Annotated in this window: 14 protein-coding genes; 12 read left to right on the top strand and 2 right to left on the bottom strand. The window is 47.4% G+C overall.

Annotated elements, in window-relative coordinates; all coding sequences use genetic code 11:
* Nucleotides 1–30: 30 nt before the first annotated feature.
* Both OL444_RS01680 and OL444_RS01675 read right to left on the bottom strand, forming a co-directional pair.
* Nucleotides 31–1,773 (bottom strand): N-acetylmuramoyl-L-alanine amidase, encoded by a 1,743-nt coding sequence (locus tag OL444_RS01680; RefSeq protein ID WP_264734981.1) that lies wholly within the window; start codon nt 1,771–1,773, stop codon nt 31–33.
* A gap of 109 nt (nt 1,774–1,882) precedes the next feature.
* Entirely contained in the window at nt 1,883–3,676 is a 1,794-nt protein-coding gene (locus tag OL444_RS01675) for an acyl-CoA dehydrogenase FadE (protein ID WP_264734982.1), read from the bottom strand.
* Between the two features lie 161 nt (nt 3,677–3,837).
* Here OL444_RS01675 and OL444_RS01670 point away from each other — a divergent pair, with 161 nt between their 5' ends.
* From OL444_RS01670 to OL444_RS01615, 12 genes are all read left to right on the top strand, one after another.
* Complete coding sequence (locus OL444_RS01670; RefSeq protein ID WP_264734983.1) at nt 3,838–4,638, top strand: alpha/beta fold hydrolase; 801 nt, start codon at nt 3,838–3,840, stop codon at nt 4,636–4,638.
* A gap of 6 nt (nt 4,639–4,644) precedes the next feature.
* Nucleotides 4,645–5,787, top strand: a complete 1,143-nt coding sequence (locus tag OL444_RS01665) for a glycosyltransferase (RefSeq protein ID WP_264734984.1) — start codon at nt 4,645–4,647, stop codon at nt 5,785–5,787.
* Between the two features lie 11 nt (nt 5,788–5,798).
* The gene (locus tag OL444_RS01660) at nt 5,799–6,929 is read left to right on the top strand and encodes an ABC transporter permease (RefSeq protein WP_264734985.1); all 1,131 of its coding nucleotides are present in this window, start codon (nt 5,799–5,801) and stop codon (nt 6,927–6,929) included.
* 38 nt (nt 6,930–6,967) lie between these two features.
* Entirely contained in the window at nt 6,968–7,408 is a 441-nt protein-coding gene (locus tag OL444_RS01655) for an Ig-like domain-containing protein (RefSeq protein WP_264734986.1), read from the top strand.
* A gap of 82 nt (nt 7,409–7,490) precedes the next feature.
* On the top strand, nt 7,491–8,609 hold the full coding sequence (locus tag OL444_RS01650; protein ID WP_264734987.1) for a glycosyltransferase family 4 protein: 1,119 nt from the start codon (nt 7,491–7,493) through the stop codon (nt 8,607–8,609).
* Between the two features lie 92 nt (nt 8,610–8,701).
* On the top strand, nt 8,702–9,049 hold the full coding sequence (gldC, locus tag OL444_RS01645; protein ID WP_264734988.1) for a gliding motility protein GldC: 348 nt from the start codon (nt 8,702–8,704) through the stop codon (nt 9,047–9,049).
* 21 nt (nt 9,050–9,070) lie between these two features.
* Nucleotides 9,071–9,520, top strand: a complete 450-nt coding sequence (locus tag OL444_RS01640; RefSeq protein WP_264734989.1) for a GatB/YqeY domain-containing protein — start codon at nt 9,071–9,073, stop codon at nt 9,518–9,520.
* Nucleotides 9,521–9,617: 97 nt separating this feature from the next.
* Nucleotides 9,618–10,181 carry a CvpA family protein gene (locus tag OL444_RS01635; RefSeq protein WP_264734990.1) on the top strand — a complete coding sequence of 188 codons (564 nt, stop codon included), beginning with the start codon at nt 9,618–9,620 and terminating at the stop codon, nt 10,179–10,181.
* 50 nt (nt 10,182–10,231) lie between these two features.
* Entirely contained in the window at nt 10,232–10,996 is a 765-nt protein-coding gene (locus OL444_RS01630) for an alpha/beta fold hydrolase (protein WP_264734991.1), read from the top strand.
* A 136-nt stretch (nt 10,997–11,132) separates the two neighbouring features.
* On the top strand, nt 11,133–11,792 hold the full coding sequence (locus OL444_RS01625) for a CBS domain-containing protein (protein ID WP_264734992.1): 660 nt from the start codon (nt 11,133–11,135) through the stop codon (nt 11,790–11,792).
* A gap of 146 nt (nt 11,793–11,938) precedes the next feature.
* Nucleotides 11,939–13,372: a POTRA domain-containing protein gene (locus tag OL444_RS01620; protein ID WP_264734993.1), complete on the top strand. Its 1,434-nt coding sequence runs from the start codon at nt 11,939–11,941 to the stop codon at nt 13,370–13,372.
* 92 nt (nt 13,373–13,464) lie between these two features.
* Nucleotides 13,465–14,355, top strand: a complete 891-nt coding sequence (locus OL444_RS01615) for an NAD kinase (RefSeq protein WP_264734994.1) — start codon at nt 13,465–13,467, stop codon at nt 14,353–14,355.
* The last annotated feature ends 10 nt before the right edge of the window (nt 14,356–14,365 follow it).

Raw genomic sequence — 14,365 nt, 5'->3', positions numbered from 1 at the left:
AAATAACTGTAACGGCCAGGGGAAAACTATTTATTGGGCTGCCCGTTGCAGGTAGTCTTTGATACCCAACACGATTTTTTCGACCATCTTTTGCTGAAATGCCGGGTCCAATACTTTTTCTTCATCGCCCGGATTACTGAGGAAGAGGGTTTCTACCAGCGCATCCGGAAACTCTGTGGGATTATTGAGGATGAAGTTAAAACCGTTGTTGTTGCCGAAATCCCGTAATCCGGTTTCTACCAGCCGCCGGTGGATGGCCGCATTCAGCGGTTCACAGAACGTGTGTTTATAGTAAGTAGCAGTACCATGGGCATCTACCGGATTGGCAGACGAATTCAGGTGAATACTTAACAGGATGTCGGGGTTGATTTGCCGGAAAAACGACAGCCGCTCTTCATTGGCGACAAACCTATCGGTGGTACGGGTAGCAATCACAGTAGCGCCTTCTCTTTCCAGGGCGGCTTTCAGCTGCATAGACAAAATAAGCGTCAGTTGTTTTTCGGAAGCGCCGGTAAGTCCGGAAGCACCCGGATTTCCACCACCATGGCCGGGGTCCAGCCCGATGGTAAGGCCGCGCAGAGATAATCTTTCCGGTACACGTTTAACCTTTACCGTTATACGGTTGCCTTCATAGTATACCTGATAACCCCAGGGCATATGTTTCAGGGAGATGATCATCCGGAGTACATCATGCGTGGGCTGTTGCCAGGCTACGGAAGTAATCTCACGGGTGTTCTGCAACAGGGTATTTAGTCCTTGTTCGCTGTAGGCGCCGTGAATGTCTACAATGATTTTACCGGGGGAAACAGACTGGCTGGAGAGATAGGGTAGTTTGTCTGACAAGGCTACGGAAACATAATCCGATTTTTCATCGCCCCATATTTTAGCATCTGTTGCGATACTAATGGAGGGATGTTCCTGTGGTATCTCTGTATCGAGCAGCGGCTCCGGAATAAAGGCCGTTGTTTTGGAAGATAGCCGGACTTTATAATAATCCCCCTGTTTGCCGCTTACCTGCAATAACACGTCTTTATCGAGATAGCCGATTTTATCAGGTCCCAGGCGGTCGCCGTGCGGACTGGCCGTGAGATACGTCATTTTGTCGAGGGTACGGCCGGTGAGCGGTATGTCATTCCGCATGACGGTGTAACGATAGGTACTGTTTAATACAGCGGTTTCTCCGGCCTGATTGCGCAGGGTAAAGCGCAGCTTTCCGTTGAGGAGCGAGTCGGCGGGCTGAATGACATAATACCCGCTGTAGTAACCGGGTACACCGCCGGTTTGTGCAGCAGGCATTTCCAGCAGGGGAACATGGTCGAACCAGGTAGCCGCCGCACCGGGATAGCCTTTCATTTTAACACGCAGGGTATCGCCTGCCGATAGCTGAACGTTTCCGCTGGGGCTTACTTCTGCGAAGTCTATCCGGAATATGCTGGTAGCTGCAGGTGCTGGTGAAGGATTATAATAATAGGTAATGTTTTTCGTGTAGGTTTCACCGTTAGGATCTTCTGCGGTGATGGTGAACGTACTTCTGCCGGTGGGAAGGTCATACCTTACTGCAAAGGTGTTGGTACTGTATACGTGTACGGTATCGTTATTGATCCTTACTTTACAGCCGGTGCAGGTGCGGCCGGCAATAAATTGTTTACCTGTATTAACATTGTTTTGTTCCCTGGCCGGTTGGTTAAGGCGTATGGAAGCCTGGCCGGAGGCCAGAAATGGAAGGCTTAATGCAAAAAAAAACTGTAGAAAAAATTGTACTGATGGCTTCATGGTCCCGTCGTCGATATCTGGTAAAGATAAGCAGGTGCGGGGGAATAGGAGCGTGTTAATTGTAAATAACAGATGGCGGCATATCCGCCATCTGTTAGGTGTACCTGTTTTACCAGGCGTATTTGTTGTCTGCAATCAGCTGATCCGCTATTCTTCTGCGGGCATCTTTTGCATTGAATGGTTCTGTTTTGGTAAAGCGTTTCAGGCCCAGTAACATCATGCGTTGTTCGTCGCCTTCGGCAAATGCATTGATGGCATCTTTACCGGATTTATTGATACGGTCTGCCGCATCATAAATAAAGGTGCGAACGATGTCGGCCTGCAGGGAAGCTGCCGCTTCGCCTTTACGCTGGGTGAGTTTGATCAGGCGTAAGAGGGCGCTTTCAGCCACAAAGGTTTCGATGGCCATATCTGCAATGTCCATCAGTACTTCCTGTTCATTTTCAAGTTTCGCCATGAGTTTCTGCGCAGCAGCGCCGGCAGTCATCAGAATGGCTTTCTTGAAGTTGGTGATCAGTTTTCTTTCTTTGCTGAACGCACTTTCATCATCGTTACCAAATTCGGGAATACTCATCAGTTCCTTCATCACATTCATAGCCGGATTCATCAGATCCAGCTTGCCTTTCATGGCACGTTTCAGTGTCATGTCGAGTGCGAGGAGGCGGTTGATTTCGTTGGTACCTTCAAAGATGCGGTTGATGCGGGAATCGCGGTAGGCTTTGGAGATGATGTATTCATCACTGAATCCGTTACCACCATGAATCTGTACGCCTTCATCCACTACGTAGTCGAGTACTTCAGAACCATTTACTTTCAGGATGGCACATTCTACAGCATATTCTTCTGCTGCTCCCAACAGGGCTTCGTTGAATGGTTTGCCTTCTGCAAACAGTTCTTTTTCTTTGTCATCAATCAGCTGCGCCGTGCGGAACAGGGCTGATTCGGCTGTCCAGGTACGGATGACCATTTCAGCCAGTTTGTATTTGATAGCGCCGAAATTAGCGATCGGTTGTTTGAACTGAAAGCGGGTATTGGCGTATTGTACGGAGGTATTGATACATTTTTTGGCGGCGCCGAGGGCAGCTGCGCAAAGTTTCAGCCGGCCGATATTCAGGATGTTGAAGGCAATGAGGTGACCTTTACCGATAACGCCCAATACATTTTCCACAGGAACTTTGGCATCCTGGAAATAGATCTGGCGGGTGGAAGATCCTTTGATCCCCATTTTATGTTCTTCTGCTCCCAGGGTAAATCCAGGTGTACCTTTGTCAACAATAAATGCCGTGAATTTATCGCCGTCTATTTTGGCAAATACCGTAAACACATCAGCAAAACCAGAGTTGGTGATCCAGCTTTTCTGTCCGTTCAGCACATAGTGTTTGCCGTCGTCGGTCAGTTTGGCGGTGGTTCTGGCGCCGAGCGCGTCGGAGCCGGAATCAGGTTCCGTGAGGGCATAGGCACCTTTCATCTCTCCGGTAGCCAGTTTGGGAATATATTTTTGTTTTTGTTCTTCTGTACCAAAGTACAGGATAGGCAGGGATCCTATACCCGTATGTGCAGCCATGGCAACAGAAAAAGAGTGACCAGCACCCAGGCCTTCGTTAATGATGGTGGCAGTAACGAAATCCTTGCCCAGTCCGCCATATTCTTCCGGAAACGATGCGCCCAGTAAACCCTGTTCGCCTGCTTTTTCCAGGAGTGATGGCATGAGGCCTTCTTCCAGTTTATCTAACCGTTCTACAACGGGGGTAACTTCTTTACTGATGAATTGGTCGGCCATGTCTTTAATCATCAGTTGCTCTTCCGAAAAGTCTTCGGGGGTAAACACTTCTTCAGGAGCACTTTCCTTTACGAGGAACTCTGCGCCTTTGAGCGCAGTCTTATTTTCTACTGTTGCGTCCATGATACTGAATTTTTGGTAGTTCTGTAATTTACTGAAAAAAGTGTCATGTAACGTGCAGTGTCCGGGAAGTTTTAACATCTTGAATTTATCCCGCAACCCATATCAGTATCCGGCTTTTATCCCTGATTCATAATTATTTTTTGTTATTATTGTTCCCCTTTATGTCTGATTTCTACCTGCCATACCTGAAAAGCCGCTTTCACGGAACCCGTGAAGGTACCGGTACACAGCTCATGATATGTTTACATGGCTTCGGGGAAAGTGCGGCCCACTTTCATCCGCTGGTAGCCGGACTGGGAGATGTCTTTACCCTGATTGCACTGGACATGCCACTGCATGGCAGCACCCGTTGGGAAGAAGCGCGGGCGTTTGAAAAAGCAGACCTGACGGCGATTGTACAGACAATATTGGAGCAGGAAGGAAAAGAACGGTTTACTTTACTGGGGTACAGCATGGGAGGGCGGCTGGCGCTTTGCCTGCTGGAAACGATGGCCGGCCGGATAGACGGGCTCATTATGCTGGCGGCAGATGGTTTGCGGAATAACCCCTGGCATATGTTTGTGACACAAACAAGTATCGGTAACCGGCTCTTTAAATACAATACCTATCATCCCCGTATATTTTTCACCTTACTGCACACCTGGCGTAAGCTGGGGTTGATTAATCAAAGCATCTACAAGTTCGCCCTGCACCGGATGAATGAAACCGCCAAGCGGGAACTGGTTTACAGCGTGTGGACGAATATGCGGAGAATGATGCCGGATAAAAAACATTGTAAACAATTATTAGCCCGTTATAACGTTTTAACACTCCTGATATTCGGGAAGTATGACCGCGTTATTCCTCCTGTACTGGGTACCCGTTTTGCCGATGGAACGTTTCCACACAAAATGCTGGTACTGGAGAAGGGGCACCAGCTGATATCCGTACAGCTGGGCTTTATCATCAAATCAAATCTTTGATCCTGCATGCACTTTTTTTTGATAATATTGATTGGATTGGCGTTGGGCTATGGCGTACTGATATTGTGGTATAGTCTCGGCTGGAAGCGTTTGAAAAAGTTTCATCCGGTATCGCCGCAGCCTGGTCACACTAAGGTTACGGTCATTATTCCGGCGCGGAACGAAGCCGATAATCTGCCGGCTTTACTGGATGCGCTGCAACACCAGACTTATACGACTACGCTGCTGGAGATCATTATCATAGACGATTTTTCTACAGATGATACCGCTGCTGTCGTGCAGCGTTGTAAAGCGGCCAATATCCACCTGTTGCGTTTATCTGATCACCTGGATATCACGCAGCGGCTCAACTCCTATAAAAAACGGGCCATAGAAATGGCCATCGGGCGGGCTGCCGGCGATCTCATTGTTACCACCGACGCGGATTGCGTGATGTCGCCCCGCTGGATAGAAACCATGGTGCAATGTTATGAGCAATATCGTCCGCGGTTTATTGCGGCACCGGTATGTTTTTATAAAGAATTCAACTTCTTCAAAAAGCTGCAGTCGCTGGATTTTATGACGATGCAGGGGATCACCGCTGCGGCAGCCGAACTGGCCGCCGGTACCATGTGCAATGGCGCTAACCTGGCGTATGAAAAGAAAGCTTTTTATGAAGTGGGCGGATTTACCGGTATCGACAATATCGCTTCCGGCGATGATATGTTGCTGATGTACAAGATCTATAGCGCTTATCCGGATGGTGTGATGTACCTGAAAAGTGAAGACGCTATCGTACGCACTTTACCTGTGGATACCCTGAGAGACTTCATGAACCAGCGTATCCGCTGGTCTTCCAAAGCTGATAAATATGAAGATAAAAGGATTACCTGGGTATTATTCCTGGTATATCTGTTTAATGCCGGTTTACTGATAATGGGCGCCATTGCCTTATTCCTGCCGGTATGGTGGCCGTGGTTCCTGATTCTGCTGTTGTTTAAAGTAACAGTGGAGCTTTATTTCCTGTTGCCGGTAGCTCGTTTTTTCAATAAAACAGAGCTGCTCGTGTGGTTTATTCCCGGCCAGTTATTTCATATTCCTTATATTGTAATAGCCGGCTGGCTGGGCAAGTTTGGCAGTTATCAATGGAAGGGCCGCCAGGTAAAATAAATAGTCAGGATTTGTCGGATTTTACATCATCATGGAAACGGCTCCGCCGTAATAAAGGCGCGGTAGCCGGACTGCTGGTCATTGCCTTGTCAGTGATTGTGGCGCTAACCGCCTATCTGATAGCGCCGGATCATACGCCGGATGCCAACCGGATGGTACTGGAAGTAGAAGGGCAGCATCCCGGATTCAGGGTACACATGCTGGCCATGAAAAAAACGCAGCCGGTGACGCCGGTCTCTTTTTTCCATCAGTTATTATATGGTCGCGAATCAGATGTAACGTGGACGCCTGTACGTTCCTGGGCGTTCCGGGATAGTGTACTGGTGATACAACGTTATGTGGATGAATCTACCACGCGGGAAGAAACCTTGTCCCTGGTACAGATCTGGTATGGAGAGCCGCCATCGGCGCCGCTGCCGGCCAGTGAATTACAGCAGCTGATCAGCCGGGAACGTATTTTTTCCTGTACTTACTGGCTCGGTACCGATAAATTCGGCCGGGATATCCTGAGTCGGTTGCTGGTAGGTACCCGGGTGAGTCTGGGAGTGGGGTGTATTGCCGTAATTATATCACTTAGTATCGGTGTGTTGCTGGGGGCACTGGCCGGCTACTTTCGCGGTCGTACAGACGATCTGGTGATGTGGCTGGTGAATGTAATATGGGCGATGCCCGCCCTGCTGCTGGTATTTGCCCTTACGCTGGCATTGGGAAAAGGTTTCTGGCAGGTATTCATTGCTGTGGGGCTCACCATGTGGGTAGGCGTTGCCCGGATTATCCGCGGCCAGATACTCTCCCTGCGGGAGTTGGAGTTTGTAGAAGCTGCCCGCGCATTGGGTTATGGGCACCTGCGTATCATTTTCCGGCATATGTTGCCCAACATTATGGGACCCGTGATGGTGGTAGCTGCCGGTAATTTTGCTACGGCCATTGTGGTAGAGGCAGGGCTCAGCTTTCTGGGGGTAGGCGTGCAGCCACCGCAGCCTTCCTGGGGCCTGATGATCAAAGAGAACTATAACTTCATTATTACCCATAATCCATTGCTGGCATTGGCGCCAGGGACTGCCATTATGTTGCTGGTACTGGCTTTTAACCTGCTGGGGAACGGATTGCGGGATGCCCTGGATGTGAGAAGTAAAATTTGATTTGTATGTAAAAAAAATATAATTTCACATGCCAACATATGGAGATTATGTTATTGAAAACCTGCTTGCCAATCATCCTGACCTTTTCTTTATTGTCTTTTTCTGCCTGCAAAAAAAAGGACGCCCCTGCACCGGTTAATACGGTGGAAGAGGAGGGGCTGCGGTTTGAGTTACCGGAGATTCAGGAAGGAAAATATAATATCGCGCTGGACAGTACCTATACTTTTACGGTGAATATCACTTCCCGGTTACCGGAGAAAGGGGTAGCCGTTAGTTTAAACGTAGTGTCTGAGATTAATAATATACCGTTGCCACAGGAGGCCGTGCCGGATGCACATACCGGTACGTTTCGGGTGACCTTGCGCCATCTCAGGGGGGTAAAAACCTATATGGTCACATTGGGCCTGGCTTCACTGGGAAATACCGCCAATGTCTCGACCCCACATATATTTTATATTACCAATAAGTCAAATCAGTAGCAGCCGGAAGCCGGGAAAGGTAAAATCCACCGGTGTAAAGGTGAAAATTATGTAGGTTTGCAGGCTGGCAAAGGATTCGATTATGCAAATTGCTGTTATTGCTGCTTGTTTAAGACAGGATATGCCTGCTGATACCGGGCGGGTGGCTACTGAAATAATTTTAGCCATGTGCCGGCAGCAGCCTGCACATCAATTCATCTGTTTTTTTGATGGAGATATTCCTGCCGGACTTAATTTCCCGGCCAATGTGACTACGGTAGTAGTGCCATTGAAGGGAGAAAAGCCCTGGCACCTTTACTGGTGGCTGGAGTGGCAGTTGCCCCGGGCGATGAAAGCTTACCGGCCTGATCTGATGATTGGCTTGGATGGTACATTGCCGCTGCGGAGCAAAATTCCTGGCATTATCCTGCTCCGGGACCTTTCTTTCCTGCGGGATGCCGGACTACAGCCGGTTTTGCAGCAGCGGAGATTAAAAAAGAACCTGGATAAATACCTGGCGCGGGCCAGCCGTATCGTGGTATTATCAGATACCGTGAAAGAGGAGCTAAGCCGGCATGCGCCAGCCATAAAAGATAAAATAGTACGGGTGACTCCAGGAGTAAGCCCGTTATATCAGCCGCTGGAATGGGAAAGCCGGGAGGCCGTGAAAAGGGAGTTTACGGGGAGTGCAGAATATTTCCTGGTAGCGGGTAGCCTGCATCCACGGAATAATATCATTCCGGTACTAAAGGCATTTTCTGCCCTGAAAAGACGGCAACGCTCCAACATCAGGCTGGTATTGGCTGGCAGCCTCACGGAGGCTGGGGCCGACATTGCCACCGCTTTGCAAAGCTATAAGTTCCGCCAGGATGTAGTGTGGCTGGAGCATTTGGACGAATCTACCCTCGCCCGGCTGACGGGAGCGGCCTATGCACTGGTGTATACTGCCCGGTTGGATGGCTTACCCTTGGCCGTATATGCCGCGGGGCGCTGTCAGGTGCCGGTGATTGCCCTGGATGGGGCTGCTGTGAGAGAAGCTGGGGGAGAGGCCGTATTATATACCGATCCGGCCAACCTGGATGACCTCGCTGAAAAAATGAGCTTATTATATAAAGATGAGCAGCTGCGGAGCCGCCTGCTGGCGAAAATACCACCGGTAATGCCTGCAGAAGGCTGGGAGCAGGCTGCTGGAGAGATTGGGACCTTGTTGACAGGGGGATAGGAGCTGGTTTGCAGAGATTTAATTTGAATCCCTTTACCCCGGAATCCTGAAAATAACGAAAGATGGCTATTTTTGCGCTTTAATATATAATCATGAGTAAAACATCTACCATAAAGATCCAAGTGGGTCTGGACGATAATAAAGTGCCCGAGACGATTGAATGGAGCGCTACAGATAATAAGGAAGAACGGATGATCAAAGCCAAAGGGATGATGGTATCCTTCTGGGATAGTGCCGAAAAAGCAGCGCTGCGTATCGATTTGTGGACAAAGGATATGATGGTGGATGAAATGGCCGATTTCTTTTTCCAGACCATGATGACCATGGCAGATACCTATAGCCGGGCCACTCCTTATAAAGATCAGGCAGACGATATCCGTGTTTTTGCCAAAAGCTTTCTGAAGAAATTCCAGGAAAAACAGGAAGCAGAAGGAAAATAATCCATTAAATCTAACCATACCATGTCATTAGAATTAGATATTAACGCAGCCATTAAGGCGGCCATGTTGGGTAAGAAAGAAGCAGAACTGCGCGCACTTCGTGCCATCAAAGCAGCTATTTTGCTGGCTAAGACAGCAGAAGGCGGTAATGGTGAGCTCACAGAGGCAGATGAGTCCAAATTATTACAGAAGCTGGCCAAACAAAGAAAAGACTCTCTGGAGATCTTCCGTCAGCAGAACAGGGAAGACCTGGCAGTGAAAGAAGAGGAAGAACTGGCGATTATTGAACAGTTTCTGCCACAGCAGATGAGCGAAGCGGAATTACGTACAGCCCTTACCGGTATTATTGCGGAAGTAGGCGCCAGCTCTCCCGCTGATATGGGGAAAGTAATGGGCGTAGCTACCAAACAACTGGCGGGTAAAACGGACGGAAAGGCTATTTCCGCTATGGTAAAGGAATTATTGAAATAATATACCGGGATTTTCTTATTGCGTCATCATAACTTTCACAGTGGCATAGTTGCAGCCCTGCGGTAATTTCCGGTAGGAAAATCCCTATATTTCTATTATGTCTATAGACATTATTTTTGCCATTATCATGGTGTTTGCCATTTACAAAGGATTTACACGGGGACTGATAGTGGCCGTATTTTCGCTGATAGCTGCCACACTGGGACTATCGGCAGCACTTAAACTAACAGCCGTTACCGCTTTGTATGTGCAGCAGCACTGGGATATACAATCCCGCTGGCTGCCCGTTTTATGCTTCGTTTGTTTATTTCTGGGAGTAATATTACTGGTCAGACTGGGAGCGGGAGCTTTGCAGAAACTGGTGGAATTAGCCATGTTGGGCTGGTTGAATAAATTGGGGGGGATCGTATTATATAGCCTGATATTTATTATCTTTTACAGTGTGTTACTGTGGATGGCCAACCAGGTTTATTTGCTGGGTCCTGAAACCAAACTACAATCTGTAGTGTATCCCTATATTGAGCATATTGGCCCCTGGGTACTGACCCATATCGGGAACTGGATACCTGTTTTTAAGGATATCTTTGCCCAGTTACAGGCTTTCTTTGAGAATGCAGCGCAGCATATTCAACCCGGTGAGCCGGCTTCAAAGATTATTTAGATTAATAAAAAGAATTATTTTAGCATAAAATTGACTTTCAAGATTTGGCAATGGATTACGAAATCAAAACACAGGGTAAGTTTAATTTCATAGAAGAAGGAGAAGGAGAACCACTGGTATTATTGCATGGACTTTTTGGCGCCTTGAGTAATTTCACGCACATGGTCGAATATTTCCGGCAGTATAACAAGGTTGTGATTCCGATGTTGCCCCTGTATGATTTAAACATCCTGGAAACATCAGTAAGTGGTTTGGCCAAGTTCGTGCACAAATTTATTGAAGCCCGCGGCTATACGAATGTACACCTGCTGGGTAATTCACTTGGAGGGCATGTAGCGTTGGTTTACCTGCTGAAACATCCGGAAGCACCTATTAAATCGCTGGTACTCACCGGCAGTTCAGGTTTATTTGAAAACGGAATGGGTGAAACCTATCCTAAGCGCGGTGACTATGAATATATCCGTAAGAAGGCAGAACTTACTTTCTACGATCCTAAAGTCGCTACCAAAGAACTCGTAGACGAGATGTTTGAGATCGTAAACAACCGCCTGAAAGTGATCAAAATTATCACCCTGGCAAAATCTGCCATCCGCCATAATCTGGGCGATGAGCTGAAAGATATCAAACAACCCACCTTATTAATCTGGGGGAATAACGATACCGTTACACCACCGATGGTAGGGGAAGAGTTCCAGAAACTGATACCTAACTCTGAACTGCAGTTTATTGATAAATGCGGTCACGCACCTATGATGGAGGTACCCGAGGAATTCAACAAAATCCTGCACGCCTTTATAGAGAAACTGAAAGTGTAACCTGCTATCAGTTAACCAGGCTATTGTACCGGAATACCCACTGCTGCTACTGATAAAGACGCAGTCGTGTTGCAGTGCAGTAATTTCTTTTTCTGTTGGCATATTCTTTCCTATTATTGTATAAGAATATACAATTATGGTCGCCAGAGAACTCATAACAACAGTACCCATTCTGCATCCGTCAGATACAGGTGCCAGGGCGCTGCGGCTGATGAATGAATATCATCTGACGCAACTACCCATGGTAGTGGAAAGCAAGTATCTGGCATTGGTGGAGGAAGATGATATCCTGGATCTGGAAGATTCGGATGTGCCATTGGAATCAATGGAATATAGCGGTACCCGTCCCGCTATCATGGAATATGCACACCTCTTTGAAGCACTTAAATTATTTTACGATTTTAAATTATCGGCACTGCCGGTAATTACCCGGGAAAATGAATACCTGGGGATTATTACCAAAGACAATCTGCTGGCTGCCCTGGCCAAATATAACGGCGTGAAGGAACCAGGTGGTATTATCAGCTTTGAAGTAGATCCGCGTGATTACAGCCTGAGTGAAATTGCCCGGATCGCTGAATCCAATGATGTAAACCTCCTGAGCGTAAATACCATGACCAACCCCGCCACCGGAAAGCTGGAAGTAGTATTGAAAACCAACAGACAGGAACTGCACCCGCTGATTCTCACTTTTGAACGATTTAATTACGTTATCAAATACGTATTTGCAGAAGAACCGGAAGAAGAGTTATTAAAGAAAAATTATGATCTGCTGATGAATTATATCGGCATGTAAAATAGTATTACGAATTTCAGATTACGCATTGTGGAGTGGATTTTGGCGGATGATGTTCGCGAATATCTGCACCACAATGCGTAATTTGTAATAGGAAACCCGTCATCCTTCACCGGATCGTTACTTATTAATATTACATCGCCTACATGCTGAAATGCTGTTACTATTTGTTGGGTTTGTTATACCTGTTCACGTGCCACCTGCCTGCAGCTGCCCGGGATCATGCGGCACCGGCGTTTCAACACCCGGTAGCAGCAAACGATACCAACTACCTGGTGGTACGCAACATTATAGTAACCGGAAATAAAAAGACCCGCACCTCCGTTATCCAGCGGGAAATAAGTACAACCCCCGGAGATACCATCTTGCTGAAAGATCTGGCCGAAACCCTCGAAGAACGTCGTAAACAACTGATCAATACCTCCCTTTTCCTGAACGTAACCGCCAACATTAAAAACTGGACCGGCAATGAAGCCGACCTGGTATTTGAAGTGTGGGAACGCTGGTACACCTTTGCTTTTCCCATTTTTAAACTGGCCGACAGAAACTTCAACCAGTGGTGGGTAGAAAAAAAACATAGCCTGAGCCGGGTCAACATCGGGGTACGCGGCATACAGGAAAACCTGACTGGCCGTAACGATGCCCTCAATGCCACCCTGCAGTTCGGGTATACCCAGCGGGTAGCTTTCCAGTATAACCTGCCTTATATCGATAAACATTACCGCCACGGATTGGGTGTGCTCTTTTCGTATAGCCGTAACAGGGAAGTGAATGATAGTACCAGCGACAACAAACAACGCTTTTTCAGGCAGGATAATTTTGTTCGGCAGGTGTATACCATCGGGGTGAATTACAGCTACCGGAAAGCCATCAATACGCGGCACCAGGTTTTCCTGAATTATAACTACGAAAAAGTAGCCGATTCAGTGGCCCTTATCAATCCCAATTATCTGGGAAAAGGTAGAACGAGTGTACGTTTTGTAGATCTTATCTACCGGCTTACCTACATCAAGGCGGATAGCTGGGTATATCCGCTCAAGGGTTTCAGTCTGACAGCGGAAGCGGCGAAGAGAGGCATTGGCCCGCTCAGCGATATCGACGATGTACGGTTTCGCCTGAACATGGTCAAATACTGGCAGCTGCGACCTAAAACCTTTGGGGCACTGGGAATACGGAGCCAGGCTAAATTTTCGGATGAGCAACCCTATATGAACCAACAGGCGCTGGGTTATTCAGATGACTACCTGCGTGGCCTGGAATATTACGTGGTAGACGGTACCAGTTTCCTGATCCTGAAATCTACACTCCGCCAGGAACTGTTATCTATTAAACTAAAATTACCATTGGTACCTAAAAAATTTAATATGGTACCGATTCGTATTTTTGCCAAAACCTATGCCGATGCGGGTTATGCGTACAGTAAGTTCCCCGGCAACGGTTTCCTGAATAATCATATGCTCTACACAGGCGGGGTGGGGATTGATATCGTTTCCTTCTATGATACCTGCTTACGTATAGAGTATAGCATTAATCAGTTAGGGCAAAAAGGACTATTTTTGCACACGAGCGTGGATATGTGAGCTTTGGGCAACCGGCTTTCAGTACCTGATCGCTTTTGCCTGCACAACAGGCAAACATAGTCCTTGATTATTAAAAGCAAAAGCCAGACAGAATGCAGGTTGCACTCTATAGCAGGGGATTTATTACAGAAGATATTGCAAACATCCGCTTATTGCTGGATGAACTGCAGCGGGCCGAAATAGAGGCAATCATTTATGAGCCTTTTTACCAGACATTACAGCTACATATTCCTTTTGAGGAAGTACCTGCCTTGTTTTCCAAAGCAGAAGACCTACCAGGAAGAATAGACTTTCTGATCAGTCTCGGAGGAGATGGTACACTGCTGGATACGGTGTGTTATGTAAGAGATACCAATATACCGGTGGTGGGCATCAACTTCGGCCGGCTGGGATTTCTGGCCAGTATTGGTAAAGATGAGATTCACGACCTGGTACAGGCCATACTTAACCGCACCTACGTAGTAGATCAGCGCTCCTTGTTGCATCTCGATGCCAATATCCCGCTTTTTGGAGAAGTGCCTTATGCCTTAAATGAGTTTACCATCCACAAGAAAGATACTTCTGCGATGGTAAAAATTCATACCTACCTGAATGGTGAATTCCTGAATACTTACTGGGCCGATGGCCTGATTGTATCCACGCCTACCGGATCTACCGGTTATTCCCTCAGCTGTGGCGGACCTATTGTATTCCCTGATGCAGGTAACTTTGTAATCACACCGGTAGCCCCGCATAACCTCAATGTACGGCCTATTATAGTGCCCAACGACAGTGTCATTTCTTTTGAAGTGGAAGGGCGCAGCGACCAGTTTCTATGCACTATGGACAGCCGTATGGAAACCATTGACAGCACTGTGCAGCTGGCCATTAAAAAAGAAGACTTTAAACTGAGCTTACTCCGGCTGGACGACAGTAACTTCCTGCATACCCTGCGTAATAAGCTGCTGTGGGGAATAGATGCCAGAAATAGCATCAAAATATAGATTTTGTTTA

It is taken from the genome of Chitinophaga nivalis, assembly GCF_025989125.1.
GTDB classification, from domain to species: Bacteria; Bacteroidota; Bacteroidia; order Chitinophagales; family Chitinophagaceae; genus Chitinophaga; species Chitinophaga nivalis.
This window is presented reverse-complemented; position numbering and strand designations above follow the sequence as displayed.